This is a genomic window from Lentibacillus kapialis, from assembly GCF_014646635.1.
Classification (GTDB): domain Bacteria; phylum Bacillota; class Bacilli; order Bacillales; family Amphibacillaceae; genus Lentibacillus; species Lentibacillus kapialis.
The window spans coordinates 20,569-41,902 of record NZ_BMNQ01000006.1; the positions used below are offsets into that span (position 1 = coordinate 20,569).

18 protein-coding genes are annotated in these 21,334 nt (G+C 41.5%); 3 read left to right on the forward strand and 15 right to left on the reverse strand.

Annotation, left to right across the window (positions count from 1 at the left end; all coding sequences use genetic code 11):
* Nucleotides 1–6: 6 nt before the first annotated feature.
* The 4 genes from IEW67_RS04125 to IEW67_RS04140 form a co-directional block, all read right to left on the reverse strand.
* Nucleotides 7–636, reverse strand: a complete 630-nt coding sequence (locus tag IEW67_RS04125) for a C39 family peptidase (protein WP_229671677.1) — start codon at nucleotides 634–636, stop codon at nucleotides 7–9.
* 234 nt (nucleotides 637–870) lie between these two features.
* Nucleotides 871–2,235: a dipeptidase gene (locus tag IEW67_RS04130; RefSeq protein WP_188631797.1), complete on the reverse strand. Its 1,365-nt coding sequence runs from the start codon at nucleotides 2,233–2,235 to the stop codon at nucleotides 871–873.
* A gap of 287 nt (nucleotides 2,236–2,522) precedes the next feature.
* Nucleotides 2,523–2,990, reverse strand: coding sequence for an S-ribosylhomocysteine lyase (locus IEW67_RS04135; protein WP_188631798.1), 468 nt, complete (start codon nucleotides 2,988–2,990; stop codon nucleotides 2,523–2,525).
* Between the two features lie 149 nt (nucleotides 2,991–3,139).
* Nucleotides 3,140–3,802 (reverse strand): YhcN/YlaJ family sporulation lipoprotein, encoded by a 663-nt coding sequence (locus tag IEW67_RS04140; RefSeq protein ID WP_188631799.1) that lies wholly within the window; start codon nucleotides 3,800–3,802, stop codon nucleotides 3,140–3,142.
* Between the two features lie 239 nt (nucleotides 3,803–4,041).
* On the opposite strand from IEW67_RS04140, the gene IEW67_RS04145 reads away from it, so the two are divergent.
* Complete coding sequence (locus IEW67_RS04145; RefSeq protein WP_188631800.1) at nucleotides 4,042–4,278, forward strand: YhdB family protein; 237 nt, start codon at nucleotides 4,042–4,044, stop codon at nucleotides 4,276–4,278.
* Nucleotides 4,279–4,468: 190 nt separating this feature from the next.
* On the opposite strand, the gene IEW67_RS04150 is transcribed toward IEW67_RS04145, so the two are convergent.
* The 4 genes from IEW67_RS04150 to IEW67_RS04165 all read right to left on the reverse strand — a co-directional run bounded on the left by IEW67_RS04150 (nucleotide 4,469) and on the right by IEW67_RS04165 (nucleotide 7,916).
* Complete coding sequence (locus IEW67_RS04150) at nucleotides 4,469–5,242, reverse strand: anti-sigma factor domain-containing protein (RefSeq protein ID WP_188631801.1); 774 nt, start codon at nucleotides 5,240–5,242, stop codon at nucleotides 4,469–4,471.
* Nucleotides 5,242–5,970 carry an RNA polymerase sigma-I factor gene (sigI, locus tag IEW67_RS04155; RefSeq protein WP_188631802.1) on the reverse strand — a complete coding sequence of 243 codons (729 nt, stop codon included), beginning with the start codon at nucleotides 5,968–5,970 and terminating at the stop codon, nucleotides 5,242–5,244. Before sigI ends, IEW67_RS04150 begins: the two co-directional genes overlap by 1 nt.
* A gap of 342 nt (nucleotides 5,971–6,312) precedes the next feature.
* Entirely contained in the window at nucleotides 6,313–7,020 is a 708-nt protein-coding gene (locus IEW67_RS04160) for a PRC-barrel domain-containing protein (protein WP_188631803.1), read from the reverse strand.
* Nucleotides 7,021–7,100: 80 nt separating this feature from the next.
* The gene (locus IEW67_RS04165; protein WP_188631804.1) at nucleotides 7,101–7,916 is read right to left on the reverse strand and encodes a S1C family serine protease; all 816 of its coding nucleotides are present in this window, start codon (nucleotides 7,914–7,916) and stop codon (nucleotides 7,101–7,103) included.
* A 336-nt stretch (nucleotides 7,917–8,252) separates the two neighbouring features.
* On the opposite strand from IEW67_RS04165, the gene IEW67_RS04170 reads away from it, so the two are divergent.
* Both IEW67_RS04170 and IEW67_RS04175 read left to right on the forward strand, forming a co-directional pair.
* The gene (locus IEW67_RS04170; protein ID WP_188631805.1) at nucleotides 8,253–9,239 is read left to right on the forward strand and encodes a TDT family transporter; all 987 of its coding nucleotides are present in this window, start codon (nucleotides 8,253–8,255) and stop codon (nucleotides 9,237–9,239) included.
* 43 nt (nucleotides 9,240–9,282) lie between these two features.
* Nucleotides 9,283–9,819, forward strand: coding sequence for a beta-class carbonic anhydrase (locus tag IEW67_RS04175; RefSeq protein WP_188631866.1), 537 nt, complete (start codon nucleotides 9,283–9,285; stop codon nucleotides 9,817–9,819).
* A 210-nt stretch (nucleotides 9,820–10,029) separates the two neighbouring features.
* On the opposite strand, the gene IEW67_RS04180 is transcribed toward IEW67_RS04175, so the two are convergent.
* The 7 genes from IEW67_RS04180 to IEW67_RS04210 form a co-directional block, all read right to left on the reverse strand.
* Nucleotides 10,030–11,238, reverse strand: a complete 1,209-nt coding sequence (locus IEW67_RS04180; protein ID WP_188631806.1) for a quaternary amine ABC transporter ATP-binding protein — start codon at nucleotides 11,236–11,238, stop codon at nucleotides 10,030–10,032.
* Entirely contained in the window at nucleotides 11,238–12,095 is an 858-nt protein-coding gene (locus IEW67_RS04185) for an ABC transporter permease (protein ID WP_188631807.1), read from the reverse strand. The genes IEW67_RS04180 and IEW67_RS04185 overlap by 1 nt, the downstream gene beginning before the upstream one ends.
* 66 nt (nucleotides 12,096–12,161) lie before the next feature.
* The gene (locus tag IEW67_RS04190) at nucleotides 12,162–13,181 is read right to left on the reverse strand and encodes an ABC transporter substrate-binding protein (protein ID WP_188631808.1); all 1,020 of its coding nucleotides are present in this window, start codon (nucleotides 13,179–13,181) and stop codon (nucleotides 12,162–12,164) included.
* A 559-nt stretch (nucleotides 13,182–13,740) separates the two neighbouring features.
* Entirely contained in the window at nucleotides 13,741–14,823 is a 1,083-nt protein-coding gene (murG, locus tag IEW67_RS04195) for an undecaprenyldiphospho-muramoylpentapeptide beta-N-acetylglucosaminyltransferase (RefSeq protein ID WP_188631809.1), read from the reverse strand.
* A 153-nt stretch (nucleotides 14,824–14,976) separates the two neighbouring features.
* Entirely contained in the window at nucleotides 14,977–16,167 is a 1,191-nt protein-coding gene (locus tag IEW67_RS04200) for a NupC/NupG family nucleoside CNT transporter (protein WP_188631810.1), read from the reverse strand.
* A 372-nt stretch (nucleotides 16,168–16,539) separates the two neighbouring features.
* Nucleotides 16,540–17,820, reverse strand: a complete 1,281-nt coding sequence (odhB, locus tag IEW67_RS04205; protein WP_188631811.1) for a 2-oxoglutarate dehydrogenase complex dihydrolipoyllysine-residue succinyltransferase — start codon at nucleotides 17,818–17,820, stop codon at nucleotides 16,540–16,542.
* Nucleotides 17,813–20,674, reverse strand: a complete 2,862-nt coding sequence (locus IEW67_RS04210; RefSeq protein WP_188631812.1) for a 2-oxoglutarate dehydrogenase E1 component — start codon at nucleotides 20,672–20,674, stop codon at nucleotides 17,813–17,815. The genes odhB and IEW67_RS04210 overlap by 8 nt, the downstream gene beginning before the upstream one ends.
* Between the last annotated feature and the right edge of the window lie 660 nt (nucleotides 20,675–21,334).

Genomic DNA, 21,334 nt, shown 5'->3' on the forward strand with positions numbered 1-21,334 from the left:
ACTATTTTATTCTGTGATGACAATCGCCTGGCTACCCATTTGTTCCCAGGCTGCTTCAAAATCTTCCTTTTCCACTTTCTGATTCTTCTGCCCATAAGGATTATTAAGATAAACATAGTTCTTGTCAAAACCAGTGACAACAACACTGTGTACACTGTATGTCACATCCAATTTTCCCGATGGGGTGTCCCACGTTTTGAAATCATTCACTGGAACAAAATTAACCGTCGTAATCACCCATACCGGTAGTCCCTGTGCAACAAACTGATATAATGTGTCAATAGGCTTTCCGGTTAAATCAATAGCATTATCCCCGGCATATTCCTTGGCAACTTCATGCAAAGGCCCATGATAAACACTAAGTCCCGGTCCATTTTCCATATCTCCGACAAATCCTTTATTCGGATTCCCTTTTTGACCATTGTCATAAGTTAGCGGGACTCTAGGCAATTTGTCACCCACTTCATGCTTTGTTGTGTCATATCCATGATAGTTCAGCATCATAGCTAAGCTGGAAACCTCACAACCATTGTACAGCCTTGGGTGATCCATTTGATTAATTAGCGGAACATCCAGCGGCTTTTGCTGTGTCGGTGTGTTATCAGCAAATGGCTGCAGCGAGGACGTATCTGCCATCAGCAGCGGGTTTGACTTTGCGAACTTTGGCATTTCTTTCCCCCTCAAGTCCATCTGTTTACTACCATGCGCATTGGAGTGCGATGTTTCCTCTCCGCACGCCACCAATATAACCAACAAAATAACTAACCAGATGACATTTTTCTGTTTTAACATTTATTTCATTTCTCTCCCTGTAAGTTCTGGTCAATTGAAATCATCATTTCGGTTACTCGTCAAAACACGCCTGTTTTTTTATTTAACGTTTTCCCAGTAATGAACCAATGTTTCCATTCCTTTATCGAAACTGTCCAATGGGAAGCTTTCATTTGGTGAATGCAGGCGATCATCCGGTGTGCCAAACCCAAGCAATATGATTGGCATATTATAAATATCCTCAATCCACTCAACAACCGGGATTGAACCGCCCATCCGAACATAAACTGTTTCTTTGCCAAAGGCTTTTGTGTAACTTTCAGCAGCTTTTTTAATAAGCGAATGATTAGGTTCAACCTTGTAAGCTTTAGCCGACAGCTTCTCTTTCTTCACATCAACCGTTACGCCGGATGGTGCTGCTTGATAAACATGATCTTCCAATAGTTCCTGAATGTGTTGTGGCTCCTGACCGGGTACAAGACGGCATGTAATTTTGGCTGTCGCCGTTGATGGAATGATTGTTTTTGTCCCTTCACCTTGATACCCTCCGTACATGCCGTTTATTTCAAATGTTGGCCGTGCCATGGTATGTTCCTTAGCGCTATATCCTTTCTCAGATACCGTTTGTCTAACACCTGTAGATTCTTCGTAATTTTCACCTTGCACATTTTTAATTAATTCCCTCTCGTTTTCGGAGAGTGGCTCAACACTGTCATAGAACCCTTGCACCGTTACAACTTCGTCCTCATTTTTCATGGATGCCAGTATATGATTTAACGCCATAATCGGGTTCCGGACTGCTCCACCGTACATCCCTGAATGGAGGTCATGATCAGGGCCAGTTACATTGATTTCGATGCCCGTGAATCCTTTCAGGCCATATAAAATGGTCGGTTGATTTTCAGCAACCATTCCCGAGTCTGAAATAACAGCAAAATCAGCATCAAATTGTTCTTTTTTGTCATGCAACACTTTATAAAGGTTTTCGCTTCCGATTTCCTCTTCGCCTTCAATGCACACTTTAACATTTATCGGCAATTTCCCTTCCGTTTTCATATACGCTTCAAAAACAGCCAAGTGCATGAATACCTGTCCTTTGTCATCACTCGAACCGCGCGCATATAAACGTCCATTCCTGTTCTCGGGTTTAAATGGATCGCTCTTCCATTGTTCAATCGGATCAACCGGCTGTACATCGTAATGCCCGTAAAACAAAACAGTCGGCGCATCAGGTCCCGCCTGGTTATATTCAGCATAGACCAACGGATGGCCGCCAGTATCCTGCTGTTCTGACCGGTCGAAGCCAATTTCATTCAAATAAGATTCAAGGTAATCAGCAGCTGCTTTAATATCTTTTTTATGTACACTATCCGTGCTGACACTCGGAATTGATAAAAATGTGTGTAACCTATCCAACAGATGCTCCCGGTTTTCAGATAAATATTGCAATGCCTGCTTACTCATTGCACTCATTCCTCCAATCGTTTTGCTTCATTTTATCATATATTGCAACAAAAAAACGATTCAGACATTCAGCACAGTACATCACCTGCCGAGCATTCTTGCTTTCTGCCGATGTTTCCGCTCTTTTTCATAATTTCTCCAATTAGAAAAACTCGGCATTCGCCTCGTCTTATGGCGAATGCCGAAGCTTATAAGGTCATCCATCATTTATACTTTCTGACGTTACAAAAAAAGACAGCCCTTCAAAAGACTGCCCTGCAAAGATCGTTAAACTATTTCATCATTTCTTACTGCGCAAAAACCTGATCCCATTCATCCTTTTTTGCCAGCATATCTTCAGCGATCGTCTTTGCACCTTCAAGACTATGGTTGGCTGCCCAGCCGCATTGGACTTCATTGCACGCTGGTACCTTATCAGCTGCGAGAACGTCTTTGAAGGTTTTTTCAAGTGCCTCAACGACATCCTCATAATTATCATTATTCAGGATTTGCAAATAAAAACCTGTCTGACACCCCATTGGCCCAATATCCAAAACATTTTCCATATGATTGCGGATATTTTCTGCCATTAGATGCTCAATTGAGTGCAGCCCCGGCATATCCATATGCTCCTTGTTCGGCTGTTTAAACCGAATATCATATTTATATACTTTATCACCATTAATGCCTGTTGTGACACCGGTCAAACGAACATAAGGTGCTGCAACTTTGGTATGATCCAGGTTGAAACTTTCCACATTCATTTTCTCTGCCATGACTATCGCTCCTTTGTCATTTTCAACTTTTAACGTAACATTAAAACCATCAACTGTAAAAAGATCTGTACACAGAGCGGTTGTTCATAGCAGAGAAAGAAAATGGGCGGACACATCATCTGTACCGCCCATTTATCTCCACTGTATATTTAGTCATTCTTCTGCTGTGGGAAAACCCGTTCGATCATATTACCCATCTGATCGAATAGCCCTTCAACAGGGTCACCATTGTCGGCATCATCGGCGTAATTACCGGCCAAATCAAAGAAGTCAGGATTTGTTGATACATAAACATTGTCAACATCCGGGTCAACTGTTCTGACGATACCGGATATCTCTTCTTTTACGGCATCTGTAATCTCATCGCCTTTGTTATTATTATTGTTGTTGGTTGCACCGTTATTATTTGCCTTGTTATTTCCGTTATTATTGTTCATATTGTTATTCATGTTGTTGTTGCCATTATTGTTATCCCTATCCAATTCTGCAGCCACATAGGCATTATTGTCTGTTTTAATAACGTAAGCATTATCGATACTATCGACCTTGTCGGCTATTCGCTCGGCAGCTTCATCTGCCAATTCATACTGATTTTCATTATTTCCGTTATTGCCATCGTTATTTCGTGTCCGATTGCCATTATTGTTCATATTATCCGCATCGTTGTCACCTTCGAAACGCGTCTGTTCGACATTGTCATTATTCTTCTGACCATCATCAGCTCCGTTATTTCCACCGTTATCATTGTTTCCATTACATGCAGCGAGTACAAATATTACTGCCAGCATGATGCTTAAAAGTTTCCATTTCATTGTATTCAAAACCCTCCTTATTGTTTTGAATTTAGTATGTAACAGTAAAAGAAAGTTATGCATTCACTTAGAAAAACTCGGGGATTTCGTTCTATAAATGGGGCGAAGCTGTTCATATAACATCAGTCAAAAATTTGACGTTACAAAAAATGGCAGGCACACCATTTTTGTTTGCGACAATATATATAATATTTGGGGACACTATAACTGATCCTTTCCAACATGAAGGAGGGCAAAAAATGGAAATTCCGGATTACGACAAAGCGTTGTATTACACGCTATGGGGACAGTGGGACGAATTGCTTGTGCTTATGGTTCGCACGAATGATGATATGCTGTCCAAAAAGATCCAGCTCTTCCTGCATGCTTACCATTACTCACCTGAGCAGGCTAAAATCATCGATTCACATGATGAGTTGCTTTATTATATTGATCACGCCATGAAATACACGCCTCCTATAGCTATGGAAGTATAAAGTAAAATGAGAGTACGCTTTATCAAAAAATACACCGGACACAACTGTGCCCGGTGTATTTTTTGTAAATAACACCAGAAAGTTAAATAATGGATGACCTTATCGGAAAAACTTCGGCACTCGCTATAAGACGAGGCGAATACTGTGTTTTTCTAGATTTTTGTTTATCTTAACTTAAAGCATTATCCGATTATTGCTTATCAGCAGTTCCGGAATGATTATTCATATGATTATAAAGTGTATGTAAAATTTCTCTTTCAGTATCTTTCACGGAAGGCTTTTCAGTTTCATTGTTCTTGTCGGATTTATGGGATAAATGCGGTTCTACAAGACTGACTGCCATTAATTGATTCATGGATTCTTCTCTTTTCTGAGCTTGTTCACGAATCTCTTTTGGAATTTTCATTGTCACTATTTCCCATTCCTGGTCATGTACCATAAAATAGTCTTCAATCTCGTTAATAACCGATACCTGATGTTTATCAGTCATATAACTTACACCGGCCAACATCTTTTTTCCATTCTGCAGCAAGTCCGCCTTTTCACTTTCAGACATAATTGCCTGGATAACGTCTGTCAGATGCCTGCCTTTATATGTTTGAAGCTGCTGTTCAAACAACACGGCATCCTTATTCAAAAAATTAATGGATGTTACCTTCAAATGATCATCTATTTTCAGTTCTATGTTCGGATTTATGGAAATATTAACCCAAGCGTATGTTTTGTCGTTACCCATCACAAAATAACCGGGTATTATGAACAGAACTATAAACGCAATGGCCATTAATTGAAACGGATTGGATTTGTAATGAAGCACCGGATGGCGTTTGCCGGCAAACGGCTGGTAACTGACTTCCATACCGACAACAGCATTTTTCTGCAGCCGCGCCTTCTGGAAGGCTCCATCTTTGCACATGACAATCAGGTAATCACGGTGCATTTCCATTACAATACCTTTCTGCATTACCCCACCCCCTTCAGATACTCCTTAAGATATGTGTAATCCCCTTCTATAATAATGAAGATGGCCAGGATGAACTTACGGTTCCGCTCCAAGGTTTTCTTACTGACATTTACCATTTTCGCCAAATCCTTAAGCGGAAGTTTCTTCTTTTTTCGAACATAGTTTCTTAAATCGGGGTTATTAAATAATGTCCGCGCCACAGCAATTGCTGTTTCCCGGGCATCCTTATGTTTTGGCGAGACGTCTGTCAGCTGAACCAACGACAATTTGTAAGTTTTGAGCTTTTCTTTGAAGTCGTTAATTTCTTCCCTGAGAAACCTGGCACTCTGCTCTTTTCGGTACGATTCTTTAACTGCAAGAATCTCTATCGGATTCTCCATTTGTTCCTCATCATGACTTTCGTCCAGCGACATGGCCATGGGTGTCTTTTGCACGTAACGAATATAATCAATAACTTTCCGCTTCACCACCAGTCTGGAGAATGTTAGAAACGAACTGCCTTTTTCCTCTGAGTAAGACATAATGGCCTCATTAAAGGCATTTAACCCAATACTAAATTCATCATCTATCTGTGGATCAATATAGCGTTTGCATACTTCAGAAACACATCTGGCAATAAATGGCTGGTAATTTTTCAAGAGATAATTCTGTATCATATGATCCCCTTGCTGTGCCAGAATGATCATATCTTCAAGGGGGGTTTCTTTTAATGATTGGTTGCCTAACAACGTGCAGCCCCCTCACGCATTATAATATTCGTTATAAAAGGATACTTTTTGGGTGTGATTTTCAGTGAATCATGTTCAATTATCACGCTGTCATGTATATCACTAACGTTCATGATTATTACACCATCTTTTAAAATATTTCCAGTCAACTTTTATCATAACGCACCAGATATACTGATTCGACAACAGGTGTTTTACATTTATTTTAAAAATCGGTTACTCGCCATTATGGCAATAACTACTAGCCCTTTCATGCCAGCAGATCATGTCGTAAGAGCGATTACTGGATTCCATCAAAATGAAAAAGATGCCTTGTATAAGACATCCTGCATTTTCCTCAGTTTAAGATAATTCACGCATAATCGCTTCTTTTGATCCGTAGCTTGCTTGACTTTTAACCACATCGAGATCCATGTCAATGTATATATCACCCTCAATCCAATCAGCGGATTGGATATCGTCAGGCTTAATCAGATAAAAAGGATTATCCTCAGTGATATCTTCACTCTTAACAGCAAGATAATGAATCTTCCAATACGCATCATCTATGATAAGGTCAGCCAACTCCCCAACCTTTCCGTCATTCGCATGAACTCTGTAACCAGCTGCTTCCTGAACGCTGCGCAGGTTATGCTCCCATTCGTTCGGTGATTGTGCCTCACTTGCTGTACGATCCTCAAAATGGGCAAGCGGTGTATCTTCAATTCCCCATAGCATACCACCAAGCCAATACCTGCTCCAACCATAATAACCTGTCAGCGCCATCTCCATTTCCTTGGACAGTGTTGCGTCTGCCGGAATCGACGGACTGTCCCGAACAGTCTCTTTATCATGGTGAACATCGACACGTTCGTTTTCATTATCTACTGCCCTGAAAGCTGCCGGTGACAGTAAAATGCGCCTTGACGGCAGCCACTTTCTTGCATCCAATACCGCATAACGAACGACCCATTTTTTGTCATCAAAATACAAATCCTGAATTTTTCCCATTGTTCCATCAGATGCTTCAATATGATAGGTGTTAAAATCTGTTGTGAAATAATACTGCACGAAGCCACCTCCTATTTTAATGGCGGATAAATATTTCTTATGATACTTTTCCCCTAGATAGTATGGCTTAAACAGTGATCTCAGTCCTGCCGGTTATGGTAATACTCAATCGGTATAAATAAACCGACACGACCGTGTGTTTCGTGATGCAGTGTGGCAAATACAACACCGATCACCTTTCCATCCTGGTTAATCACCGGACTGCCACTGTTCCCTCGGTAAACCGGAGCTTCCATCATGACGACCGGTTTATCCCAGCCGCTTAATTCAATGGTGTCGAGGACTCTCCCTTTATTGGCTATACCGCTGAACCTGATCGGATTCCCAATGAAAAAAACCTGCTCATCCCCCGGGTCAAACATGGCTGCATCCGCCAGTTCAAGATAAGGCAACTTTTCTCCGCTAACATCCAACACAGCCAAATCCACTGAAGGGTATGAAGCCACGACCTTTCCGGAAAACAGTCCTTCCGCGGGGTAAGCCACTGTTACCGATTCTTCGTCTTCAATCACATGATGATTCGTTATAATCGTCCCATCAGACGAAATTGAAAAGCCGGTCCCGCGTGAACCATCTGCTTCGATAACAACCACCGACTCTTTATATGTTTGAATATCCTCCTGTGCAGACAATTGAGCTGATGAGACCAAAAAGTTGATTGCCGGAATCGAAAATGTCCGCGGGATAAGCGAGACAACATTCAACACCATGACCGCAGCGATCAGCCAGAACACCCACTTTGGAAAACGATGCCGCGATGCGTGTTTTTTATTTTCTCGTGTACGTGCCAATGCCTTTTCCCGTTCCTGCTCTACAAGATCGTACAATTCGTCTTCGTCAAGCTCTTCATACAGATCATCATCAACAACGTCACGGTTTCGTTTATTGTTATCCATATAACACCACCCAGAAACCTTGATTAACACACGAATTATTTTAAGTTAACACCAAAATCTATGGTTGAATTGAATGAATAAGTCAAGAAATTTTTCTACCCATCTATTGTACCATTCTCAAACGTCAAGTTTGAATCTTTAACTAGCGGACAGCGAAGCCATTTGTCCATTAATTCGTCACATTTATATGTGATATTCATCACATTTTTAAATTATTGTAATGAAAAAACATATAAAAATGATATAATTTTTAAAGAAATTTTAATATGGGCGTGTGTGTTTATGTTTCTAAAAGGTCATTACAATAAAATTGAACCCGCTTCAGGAGCTATCATCATGGCATGCGGCATTTTTCTGATTGGGGCTGTGGAAGCATTCCCAACCCTTGATAGTGAATACGGAAGGTATCTTGCCTTTTTTCTGCTTGTCGCATGGGTAATCATTTATAAAGATTTATCAATACAGTTCTTTCACCGAGACTTTCTTATTCCGTTCATTCAAAATCCGGTAAACTCATTTGTCATCGGAACATGGATTGCGGGTGTATCCGTTCTATGCAACGTATTCCTGAGATATTTTCCGGAAATTTTATTATTAACGCAGACCATGGCTATTTTCAATACATTGTTATGGCTTTTCTTCTTAGTTAATTGCTTTTATAATTTTAAGCAATTATTATTTGATTACAGGGATTTTCCGGTTCACGGTGCTATACTGCTCTCAACAGTCGGTACACAATCAATCATTATTTTATTGAATAATGTCTTTTTCCAGTTTCCCGTTTACTTTTCTGAGGCCATCATCATACTTGGCATTGTTTTTTATCTGTCCGGCATTTTACTGCTATTCAATAGATATATCAGACACCATAACTGGACGCTCGCAGATGATTGGGCCAACACGAATTGCATTATCCATGGCGCCCTGTCCATTACCGGACTGGCCATTGTCACAACAAGCACATTCACACCTGGATTTGTCACTTATTTTTGGTATTTGGTATTTGCCTTACTGGTTATGGTTGAAATAGTAGAAGTGATGCGCGGCGTAAAACGGGTCAAACAATATGGCTGGAATAAGGCTATTTTTACATATCATGTTACTCAGTGGTCCCGAAATTTTACATTTGGCATGTTTTACACTTTCACATTAGTTATGCAACAAAATACATTTTATCCGGTTTCTGAACCACTTTATCATTTTCAGCGGACATTTATGGACTATTGGGCATGGGTAGTGCTTTTGGCAATAATTTGGGAAATTGCTATATTTATCAAGGCCAGAGTGATACAATTATACAATGAAAAGCTAATTCTCAAATAACACACCTCAAAAGAAAGGATGACCGTAATTGCTTCTCGATGAAATGCTTGAATACAATCTGGAATTCGTGAACCAAAAGAAATATGAACCACTAAAGACTGATAATATACCCAATAAACGAACCGTCATCTTCACGTGTATGGATACACGATTAGTTGAACTGCTTCCAAAAGCGTTAAATATCAAAAATGGCGATGTTAAAATGGTTAAAAATGCCGGTGCGATTCTTCGTAACCCTTTTGACAGCATTATGAAAGGAATTCTTGTTGCCATATACGAATTAAAAGCAGAACGGGTTATGGTAATCGGCCATCATGATTGTGGTATGTCTCATGCAGATCCGGCGGCACTTAGGCAAAGTCTGCTTGAAAATGGTATCACTGAAGAAACACTCAATACATTAAATCATAGTGGTATTGATTTGGAAAGTGAATTTAAGGGGTTTAATTCCGTTGAGGATTCTGTCAAAGAGAGTGCTTCTGTTATCCGCAGCCATCCTTTATTGCCGTCATATGTGAATGTTCACGGTCTGGTCATTGATCCTGCGACAGGCAAACTTGATTTAGTTACGAAAGGATAAAACAAAAGCCTAAGGAGATAGGCGCTCGCGCTGAAAATCGTCTCGATCAGGCATTGGCAAAGCTTCATTATATATTTTTTATCGTTAGAAAAAGCCGGTGGACATCACTGGCTTTTTCTTATAATATCAGAAAGTATGAATTATAGATAAGCCTATAAAAAAACTTCGGCACACGCTATAAGGCAAGGCGAATGCCGAGTTTTTCTAATATCACATATGGTATTCTACACTTTCTTCAACATCTTTTGCTGCCAATCCGGACAGTACGTGAACTCGCAGTATGAATCCGATTAATTTACTCTCTTCATTGACTACGGCCAACGGAAAACTTGATTCAAGCGTTTTGGGAATCAAATCACTGACAAATTCATCACGGCCTACAATGGTAATATCTGTACGCATCATGTCTTCGAGCGATTGTTTGTCCTTTAGGCCTTCTACAACATCATCAATCGTGACAATCCCTTTGACATGCCGGCTACGATCAACCACAAACACACTAGAAATACCGTTTTCTTCCATTTCCTTCCGAGCAACATTTAAGCCATCTTTCACAGAAACAAGTGCGTTTGGCCTAATCATAATATTTTCAGCCTGAAACACTTTTGATCGGTCAATATCTTTGATGAAATCAGAAATATAATCATTGGCCGGGCTTTCAATAATTTCCTCGGGAGTACCGATTTGGTTGACTTTTCCATCCTTCATAACAGCAACCCGGTCCCCCAGCTTAAACGCTTCATTGACATCATGGGTAATGAAAATAATCGTTTTCTGCAGGCGTTCCTGGATATCCAGCAGTTCAAGCTGCATTTCACGGCGTATAAGCGGATCAAGGGCACTAAACGGTTCGTCCATCAACAAGACATCCGGGTCATTGGCAAGTGCCCGCGCAAGACCGACACGCTGCTGCATGCCACCGGAAAGTTCATCCGGATACTTATCCTCATACCCTTTTAATCCGACAATATCGATGTTTTTTTGCGCAATTTCCCTGCGCTCTTCCTTAGATACATTCCGCACTTCCAGTCCATATTCAACGTTCGCCATGATGGTCCGGTGGTTGAATAGCCCAAAATGCTGAAATACCATGGCCACTTTTTCCTGACGAACTTTTTTAAGCTGCGTCTTATTATAATGAACGATATCTTCACCATCTATGAAAATAGCACCATCGGTAGGTTTATTCAACAAATTAAAGCAACGAATCAAGGTGGACTTCCCACTGCCGGAAAGCCCCATGATCACAAATGTCTCACCTTGTTTTATCTCCATCGATGCGTCATACACACCAACTGTATGGCCTGTTTCCGCCAATATTTCGTCCTTACTCATGCCACTTTTTATTTTGGGGATAACTGACTTGGGTTTGGGTCCGAAAATTTTCGAGACATGATCAATTTTTATTTTTGTATCCATTAGCTTATCCTCCTATGCTTCTGGAATTTGTCCGCCACACCGCCAGTTATGCGATCAATAATTATGGCAAGGAATACGATACTGATCCCTGCTTCAAACCCTAAAGCAACGTCAATTTGGTTAATTGATACAAGCACTTGCTCTCCAAGACCTTGAGCACCAACCATCGATGCAATAACAACCATTGCCAGCGCCATCATGGTTGTCTGGTTTACACCAGCCATAATGGTTGGAAGTGCTTGCGGTAATTGGATTTTGAAAAGCATTTGCATATTGGATGAGCCAAAGGACTGAGCCGATTCAATCACTTCGTTATCCACGCCGCGTATAGCCAGTTCTGTAAGCCTGATAACCGGAGGAATTGCATAAATGAGCGTTGCAAAAATGGCCGAAACGTTACCTAGACCAAAGAAGAAAATAGCCGGTATTAGATATACGAAACTCGGCATGGTCTGCATTGCATCAAGTATTGGCCGCATAACTGCTGAAAAGCCTCTGCTGAAGGCCATCCAAACACCGAGGGGTATGCCAAGTGCAAGCGAAATAATGACAGCCGTCATCACAATGGCAATAGTTGTCATCAAATCTTCCCACAGACCAAAAGTTCCGACCAGAAATATGAAAATACCATAAAGTATACCTGCTGTTATGGATTTAAAATACCACCCCAGCAGGACAATAATCAAAATAAAGAGCCACCACGGCAGAAACAGCAAAAGTCCTTCTATTCCATTGATAATCTCAGAAGAAAATAAATAGATGAAGTTAAAAAAACCTTCCAGTGTTCGATCCAGGAAATTTATAAACGTTTCAACATAATCACCGAGTTCAAATGTTATATCCGGAAATACGTCCATAGGCAAAACACCTCTCTTTTAAAATAGCAAAGCAGCCAACCAGGAGGGCCGGCTGCTTTTCATCGATTATTCCATTGAGTTTTTGACTTTCTTGGCCACTTTTTCAGGAACCCAACTGGTCCATACATCCTCATTTTCGTTCATCCACCATTCAGCTGCCTCTTCAGCAGATGCATCCTCATTTTCGTTCATATAGTTCAATGCTTGTTCTGTTAAAGCACTGGTCGTTTCATAATTGCTCAGAAAATCCACAACTTTCGGTGCAGCATCAGGTATATCCTTATGAACACCTACCACGACATCATTTGGAGGAAATGCGGTGCCTTTGGTTTCTTCATAGACTTCCGGATCATATTTCGGCTCCTCCAACAGTGTTAAATCATATTTAGCCGTCACTGCAGTCGGTGACCAGTAGTAACCGACCCAAGCCTCTCCTGCATCATACGCGTCAGCTAAAGACGCCACAATGGCAGCATCTGATCCCGGCTTGAAATTGATAAATGTATCATTCAACCCATATGTTTCCATTTTCTGTGTGATAGCTTTTTCTACAGACCACCCACTTGGAGCGTTAATCAATCGGCCTTTCCCTGGTTCAGCCGGATCCTCAAACAGTTCCGGATAGTTTTTCAAGTCCTCAACCGTCTTTAAATCGGGAGCCATTGGCTCAATTCCGCGCTCTTCATCACCTTCAATCACATATGTGGGAACATAAATACCTTGTTCATTGTCATCGAAGTTGGTTGAAACTTTCTCAAAATCTCCCACTTCAATTGCTTCATCATAGACGTCTTTGATATTATCCGTCCAAAGTTCCATATAGATATCAATATCGCCTTCCCGCAAACCTTGTACAGTTGCAGCTGTCGATCCCGGTGTCACTTCCGTACTAATGCCATATCCTTCTTCTATAATTTTCCTGGCAATAGAATTGTGGACCCGTATACTGTTCCACCCGGCATCAGCAAAAACTAATTTATCAACCGACGCCTCTGCATCTGTTTCATTGGCATCTGAACCGGATTCTCCGCAGGCTGCAATCACTGATAAAAGCAATACAGATACTAAGATTAATAGTTTTTTCATTTGATTTCTCCTTTTTCATGTTGTTTTAAAGACTTTTAAATGATGTTCATACTTGAATATTGCAAAGAAAAAGATAAACTGAAGGGTTGACCGGAATGGTAACAAAAGAAGCAATCGTGCGGCTTTTTTCGATTGCAAACACCTTTTTATCATAATGAATATGCGTCTTTTTATCAAATGGCATATAAACGGATAAAAACCCATATAACATAAATATCCAATGATAATGTGCTGTTAGTGAACATATATGCCAGAATACGATCTTTATCGACATCATTAAGTACTATGAAATGAATGAGTGAATATGGTAGTAAAACTAGCTAGCGGAGAAAAAACACGGAGACTCCTGTGGGAATGCGCAGTGTGAAGCCCCCGCAGAAAAGCGACCTTCTTTTTCGAGAAAGCTGAGGACAAGCCCACGGAAAGCGTCGTGTTTTTCCGAAGCGACTGCTTACGTCAAAATGACTTCTGATTTGTCAACCATAGATTTTGGTGAACAGCCATTAAAAAAGAAAACTACCTCAACTGGTGGCAGTTTTCTCCTTAAAGTTCATTCCATTTATTCAGCTGCTTTTCCGCCGGTGGTCTTAATTATTTCAATCACCCGGTCGCGCGCCTTGTCACTCTTATAGTTTTTCATATGGTCAATCATGACAGGTGCCTGCTTTTTCAGTTTAAACAGTTCCTCAATCAATGACTCCTCCGTCAGGTCCTCTTCTTCCATTACACGTGCATAACCTTTTTCTTTGAAAGAATGAGCATTTATGATCTGATCACCCCTACTCGCCGACCTTGATAATGGAACCAGCAACATTGGTTTATTAAGTGCCAGAAATTCAAAAATAGCATTTGCCCCGGCCCGTGAGAGCACAAAATCGGCCGCAGCAAACAGGTCCTTTAACGCGTCATGAACATATTCAAACTGTGCATACCCATCACGGTCGGCCGAGGGATCCGTTTTACCCTGACCGCATATGTGGGCAACCTGAAATTCCGATAAAAGCTGGTCAAGACTCGAGCGCACCGCTCGGTTGATTTTCTCAGCCCCACCGCTTCCGCCCATAATGAGCAAAACCGGTTTTTCTCTGGTAAACCCACATAATTCCAATCCTTTTTCCTTATCGCCCTCGAACAGTTCATCACGAATGACTGCTCCAACATATTCAGATTTTTTTGCAGGGAGATAGTCAATGGTTTCAGGAAAGGTTGCCAATACTTTTTTGGCAAACGGCATCGCAATTTTGTTGGCAAGTCCCGGTGTGAAATCGGACTCATGAATGACTGCCGGTACACCGCGCAGTTTTGCCGCCATTATAACCGGAACTGAAACGAAACCGCCCTTGGAGAATACAACCGCAGGTTTTTGTTTGCCAATAATACGCCATGCCTGCATAATTCCTTTTAACACTTTAAATGGGTCTTTAATATTTTCTTTTGATATGTACCGGCGCAGCTTACCGGTTGAAACCGGATGATATGTGACATTCTCGAGTGATTCAATCAGTCTGCCTTCAATTCCATCTTTTGAACCAATATAATCAATTTTCCAGTCCGCTTTCTGAAAAACAGGTATAAGGGCCAGATTCACAATTACATGACCGGCAGTGCCGCCGCCTGTAAATAAAATTCTCTCTGCACTCATAAACGAAGCACCCCTTCTCAATACGAAGCAAGAGTTTTCATCTTTCTTGCATTTGATAACTTCTTCCATACTAAGGGAAAAAAACTTAAAAAGGAAGACCAATGTGTATGGAGCATTCCCCTTTAACGCTAAATGCAGGCGTTTTATAAAGGGCTATAGAAACAAACCTGCAATAGTAGCGGACAGGATAGACGCAAATGTGGCGCCAATAAGCAATTTCATGCCAAATCCGGATACTTGTACAGCTTTTTTACTGTCAATCCCTTGTACAGTTCCAGCGATTATTCCAATCGATGAAAAATTAGCAAAGCTTGTCAGGAACACCGATACAATACCAATTGTCTTTTCCGACAATCCACCCATCTTTTGTTCAAATTCAAGCATGGCAACAAATTCGTTTGTTACGATTTTCGTCCCCATAACACCGCCTGCTTCGATGACTTCGCCCGGTGAAATACCCATTAAAATGCCGATCGGAGCGATGATATACCCGAGAATATCCTGCAATGTTAAACCTGCAAAGACCAATTGAATCAGCCAATTGACCAATTCCAATGAGGCGATGAATGCAATCAGCATCGCGGCCACAATCAAAGCAATTTTTCCGCCATCAAGTGCCCCATTGCTCATCGCTTCAAAAATACTCTTATCATGCGATACCTCCTGCACATCCACCTGGTCTTCTTCTTTCGGAATATTTACAGGTGCAATAATCGAAGCAAGTATTAACGCACTGAACATATTAAGCGGCAATGCTGCGAGCACATACTCAGGGGGAAGGATTTGCAGATAGGCTCCGACTATTGACGCCGATACAGATCCCATCGCCGATGCACTCACGATATACAGTCGATTGTTATCTAAATGATGGAATTGAGTCTTAATCGCCAGCAATGCCTCGGATTGGCCGAAGAAAATACTGTTAACCGCATTAAACGACTCTACTCGTGGCAAGCCGGTAACCTTAGATAATAATCCACCCAAGTATTTAATAATCGGCGGCAGAATTCGCAGGTATGTCAGAACAGAGAGTAGTGTGGCAAAAAAGATAATCAGAAGAAGAACATTAAAGAAAAAGACACTCCCACCTTCTGCAATCTGAATACCGCCGACAACAAAATTGATTCCTTCCTTGCCAAATTCAATTAATTTATTAAACCCGGCCGAAATTCCTTTGATAACGGCACTGCCTATTTGTGTATTAAACATGAACCAGGTAATGACAAGCTGGGCAAGCAGCATGACTATAATCCCTCGGTAGTTTATATTTTTCTTATCATTGGACATCAAATAAGCAAGCCCCAAAACAACAGCAATTGCTATAATACCGAACAGTATATCCACTGTTGAACCTCCCTGTGATTATTTAAAACGAACATGTGCAAATATTGAAACTGCTTATAACAGCGCTTTTTTCAACCTTGATTTTATCAGGTTGTCAGACGTCTGGCAATATAAAATTTAAACATACAGCTATATTAGTTATTCCCGGAAAAGCCGGACTTTAACATGGCTGTGTCCCACCCTTTCTTGGGGCCGTATGAACATTTTCCCTGATAAGGTCATCCATAATTTATACTTTTTGACGTTGTAAGAAAGCAGTGACAAGCTGGACTACCTCCCAAAATCACACCAATTAAGCAATTCTCAATAACTATCCATATTAAAAACCCCCGCCATGACTGCCCATCAAAGCGAGGGTTTTACTTATCTCAATTAGCCTTCCAGCAGTAAATCATAAGGATCTTCCAGTAATTCTTTTATACGTACAAGAAATTGTACTGCTTCCTTCCCATCAACAATCCGATGATCATATGATACCGCAAGATACATCATCGGGCGGACTTCAATTGAATCGTCCGGCATAACCACAGGGCGTTTTTGGATATTATGCATACCAAGTATACCAACCTGTGGTGAATTTAAAATAGGCGTTGACAGCATCGAACCAAAGGTTCCGCCATTTGTAATGGTAAAGGTTCCGCCTTGTAGTTCGTCCAGAGACAATTCCTTATTAATTGCTTTTTCACCTAAATTACCAATCTCTTTTTCAACACCGGCAAAGTCCATTTTATCTGCATCACGTACAACCGGTACAACAAGTCCATCCTCCGTGGAAACAGCAATACCGATATCATAGAACTTTTTCTTAACAATTTCTTTACCCTGAATTTCCGCATTCAGCAGCGGAAATTCTTTTAGCGCACCGATAACCGCTTTAGTAAAGAAGGACATGAAGCCTAGTTTTACACCATGCTTTTCTTTGAAGACCTCTTTCCGCTCATTACGCAGCTTCATGATAGCTGACATATCAACTTCATTAAATGTTGTCAGCATAGCCGCTTCCTGCTGCACCTCAACAAGACGGTTGGCAATGGTCTGACGGCGGCGGGACATCTTAACCCTTTCAACTGGCTTATCAAACTCCGCCTTCTCTGATGTTTTTGGCTCCTCTTTCTTAGCTGGCTTGGAGCCCTTTTGATCGTTTCCACCTTTTGCCGCAGAATCAACATCTTCCGGGCGGATACGACCTAATGGATCACGAGCGTCTACATCATTTAAGTCAATACCAAGTTCACGGGCACGTTTTCTCGCAGCAGGTGACGCAATGACATCCTGGCTGCTATCGGAGGAATCATCCTGTTTGTCCTCTTTTTCTGCTTTAACCGGCTCTGGCGATGTCTGTACGTCATCCTCAGATTTTTCGGATTCAGCAGGTGCCTGTTTTTCCCCTCCATCTGAATCACTTCCGCCGGCCTTACCATTCTCATCCAATGTGGCGATTACATCACCGACTTCCACATCATCGCCTTCCTGGGCAACAATTTCAGTTATAACACCTGCATAATCGGTGTTGACTTCAACGTTGACTTTATCCGTTTCCAGTTCTACAACCGCATCGCCTTTTTCAACTTTGTCACCTTTTTTAACGAGCCATTCGGATATCGTTCCTTCTGTAATCGACTCGGCAAGTTCCGGAACTTTAATTTCACTCACTGGAATCTCCTCCTTCTGACAGGTTAATTGCTTGTTCAATGATTTGCCGCTGCTCTGCCTTATCGACGTTTGGTTCACCTACTGCAGGTGATGCACGGTGCGGCCGGCCGATATATCTTAGTGTCTGATCCCCGGTTAGTAATTCTCTCAAATAATCATCAACAAAATCCCAGCTGCCCATGTTCTGGGGTTCTTCTTGCACCCAAACGATTTCCTTCAAATTTGGCAGTTCTTTTAATTCCTTCTCCAGCTGTTTTTTAGGAAAAGGATAGATTTGTTCGAGTCTGAGTGCACGCAGCCATTCAAATGTTTCGCCCGAATTTTCAATGGCATCTTCAATATCTACCATGACTTTGCCGCTGCCAATCAGGAGTCTGCTTGCGTTTTTCTTGCTTACTTTCAGGTTCGGCTGTTGCTTTAATGGCTCGAATCTGCCTTCTGAAAATTCCTCAGGACTTGAGGCAACCCGTTGATTGCGCAACAGACTTTTAGGCGACATCAAAATTAACGGACGTGCTTCTTCCTTACCGCGCATTGCTGCCTGCCGGCGAATAAGATGAAAATATTGTGCCGATGACGTGACATTGGCAACAATCCAGTTATTTTCAGCTGCCAGCTGCAGAAAACGTTCCAGCCGTGCACTGGAATGTTCAGGTCCTTGCCCTTCATATCCATGCGGCAGCAACATAACCATATTGGACTTATCGCCCCATTTTGCCCGCGCCGCTGAAATAAACTGGTCAAAAATGACTTGAGCAGCATTGGAGAAATCACCAAACTGTGCTTCCCAAATAACCAGTGTGTTCGGTGCCTGAACACTGTAACCATATTCAAACCCTAAAACACCGACTTCTGATAATGGACTGTTGCGAATGTCAAATGATACATCCACACCTTCAAGTCCATGCATTGGGCAGTAAGTTTCACCAGTTTCAGCATCATGCAAAACCAAATGCCTGTGGGCGAATGTTCCGCGTTCGGTATCTTGCCCGGTTAATCGGATTGGAATGCCATCGTTCAAAATTGACGCATAGGTCAATGCTTCGCCTGCACCCCAATCTGCTTTATTTCCTTCTTCCAAAACATGATCTCGCCGGCTTAGGATCCGCTTTAATTTACGGAAAACAGTGAACCCTTCCGGACGGGATTGCAGGTTTTTGTTCAATTTTTTCAAGGTTTCCAGCGGAACAGTCGTATCAAAACGGTCAAGACCATTTGTTAAAGCATGCGGCATACTTTTAATTTCCGCTTCAGCTGTGTCATCTTCCTTCATATTTTCATAAATTTCTCGCAAATTCGTCTCGATTCGGCTTTTCATGTTTTTTAACACATCTTCTTCAGCAAGCCCCTCGTTTTGCAATCTTTCAGCAAAAACAGCTGCTGATGTAGGATGATTGTCAATATCATGATACAAAGACGGCTGGGTGGATCGTGGTTCATCCATTTCATTATGACCATAACGGCGATAACCGACTAAATCAATTAGGAAATCTTTATGGAATTTTTGACGATACTCATACGCCATTTTCATAGCTGCAACACACGCAACCGGATCATCAGCATTCACATGAACAATCGGGATTTCAAATCCTTTGGCCAAATCACTTGCATAGTGTGTTGATCGGCCATCCTTCTGGTTTGTTGTATAGCCAAGAAGATTATTTGCAATAATATGGAGGGTTCCACCTGTCTGATAGCCCGCCAATCCCTTAAAATTAAGCGTTTCTGCTACGACACCTTCACCAATGAACGATGCATCACCATGAATCAATAAAGGCAATGCTTTATTGAAATTCTGCTCTGGATAACCTTTTTGGAAACGGCTGTCCTGACCGGCACGTGCGAAACCCTCAGCAACCGGATTTACAAACTCCAGATGTGATGGGTTATTGGCAAGCGTAATGCGTGTCGAGGTACCATCGTCTTCTTGAACATCCTTTGTTGCGCCAAAATGATATTTAACATCACCTGTCCATCCGGAATTAATACCGGATGAACCTTCGGAAGGTATCAATTCTTTATCAGGCGAATGGTGAAACTCGGAAAAGATTTTGTCAAACGGCTTCCCAAGAACATGTGCCAATACACTCAGCCGACCACGGTGCGCCATTCCCATCATAATGTGTTCAATCTTGTCTTCGATTGAATTATTAACCACACGATCAAGCATCGGGATCATCGACTCAAGACCTTCAATGGAAAATCGTTTTTGTCCGACAAATGTCTTTTGCAGGAATTCTTCAAATCCTTCCACTTGAGCCAGCCGCTCTAGCAGATGTTTTTTGGTTTCCACTGTTCCGGTTGTATGGTATTTACCCGACTCGATATAATTAAGCAACCAAGCACGCTCATCATCACTATTTACATGATCATATTCAAATGTAATCGACCCGGAATACAATTTCTTCAGTTCCCTGATCACTTCGAATCCGTCATTCACACTGTCAGGAGCATTTTCCCACAATAAGGTGGCCGGTATATTCCGCAAATCTTCCTCAGATAATCCATATGTGTCCGGATCGGCCATATCTGTACTGCGCTTATCGCGCCCAACTGGGTAAATATCCGCCTCGAGGTGTCCAAAACGACGAATAGCCTCAACAAGTCTCATTGCTGAGGTCAGTTTTTTAATATCGGTAGTGGACGATACCGGATCAGATACTGTTCCCGGACTCGAGCTTTTTGCAGATTTTGTCCACTCAGGGGCACCATGCTTATCAAAAAGTTCTATTAAAGATGGATCAACTGCGTTCCGGTCTTCTTTGTATAACTCATATTGCTCCTCAATATAACCCATGTTTGGCCCATGAAAACTATCCCAGAATCCCTCATGGGTTTCTTCATTCTGTGCCACATCCATACCCCCATTAGAAGTTAACTTTATCCCGTAGCTAAACGGCTTTTTACACTCTGTTGCTATTATAGAACTTTAGCGTCAGTTTCATCAACTAATATACCCTATTTTCGACAACGAAACAACAAAGAATCCGGCATCCAAATAATGAAATGATTCGAACATACTGAACCATTGCCATACCGGTATTTATACCATAAAATGAAATGAAATGAACTGAACAACATCATTTCAATTGATTCCCTGTACCCAATTTAATTAAACAACGGAAATGAATAAAGGATGTTCGATGGCGGCAGAATGAGCTCACGGTTCACATCAGAGGTATTATCCTATATAATAAGGACATGTTATAATTAAATGGGTGGAGTACATATGAGATACAAGGAGGCATTATCATGAAGCTAGCACTGATATTGGCTGTGACTGTAACCTTTTTGGTTTCCTGTTTTACAGCGGGCTATGACGCCAAACCCGGAGTGCCCAAGAACGACCAATAGAATAAATCCTTTTCAAGTGAAAAGCTTTTCCCACTAAACGTCAGCCAGGAAAAATCTGACTTGGTTTTCTGTTTCTTGTAACGTCAGAAAGTATAAATGATGGATGACCTTATAAGAAAAGCTTCGGCATTCGCTATAAGGCGAGGCGAATGCCGAGTTT

Excerpts from the sequence above, each read along its gene's own strand:
- IEW67_RS04185 (WP_188631807.1), bottom strand. The coding sequence starts at position 12,095 with ATGGACGTATTTCCGGATATAACATTTGAACTCGGTGATTATGTTGAA.
- IEW67_RS04170 (WP_188631805.1), top strand. The coding sequence starts at position 8,253 with ATGGCATGCGGCATTTTTCTGATTGGGGCTGTGGAAGCATTCCCAACC.
- IEW67_RS04175 (WP_188631866.1), top strand. The coding sequence starts at position 9,283 with ATGCTTGAATACAATCTGGAATTCGTGAACCAAAAGAAATATGAACCA.
- IEW67_RS04130 (WP_188631797.1), bottom strand. The coding sequence starts at position 2,235 with ATGAGTAAGCAGGCATTGCAATATTTATCTGAAAACCGGGAGCATCTG.
- IEW67_RS04165 (WP_188631804.1), bottom strand. The coding sequence starts at position 7,916 with ATGGATAACAATAAACGAAACCGTGACGTTGTTGATGATGATCTGTAT.
- IEW67_RS04150 (WP_188631801.1), bottom strand. The coding sequence starts at position 5,242 with ATGCAGAAAGGTATTGTAATGGAAATGCACCGTGATTACCTGATTGTC.
- IEW67_RS04125 (WP_229671677.1), bottom strand. The coding sequence starts at position 636 with ATGGCAGATACGTCCTCGCTGCAGCCATTTGCTGATAACACACCGACA.
- IEW67_RS04190 (WP_188631808.1), bottom strand. The coding sequence starts at position 13,181 with ATGAAAAAACTATTAATCTTAGTATCTGTATTGCTTTTATCAGTGATT.
- IEW67_RS04180 (WP_188631806.1), bottom strand. The coding sequence starts at position 11,238 with ATGGATACAAAAATAAAAATTGATCATGTCTCGAAAATTTTCGGACCC.
- murG (WP_188631809.1), bottom strand. The coding sequence starts at position 14,823 with ATGAGTGCAGAGAGAATTTTATTTACAGGCGGCGGCACTGCCGGTCAT.
- IEW67_RS04145 (WP_188631800.1), top strand. The coding sequence starts at position 4,042 with ATGGAAATTCCGGATTACGACAAAGCGTTGTATTACACGCTATGGGGA.
- IEW67_RS04140 (WP_188631799.1), bottom strand. The coding sequence starts at position 3,802 with ATGAAATGGAAACTTTTAAGCATCATGCTGGCAGTAATATTTGTACTC.
- IEW67_RS04135 (WP_188631798.1), bottom strand. The coding sequence starts at position 2,990 with ATGGCAGAGAAAATGAATGTGGAAAGTTTCAACCTGGATCATACCAAA.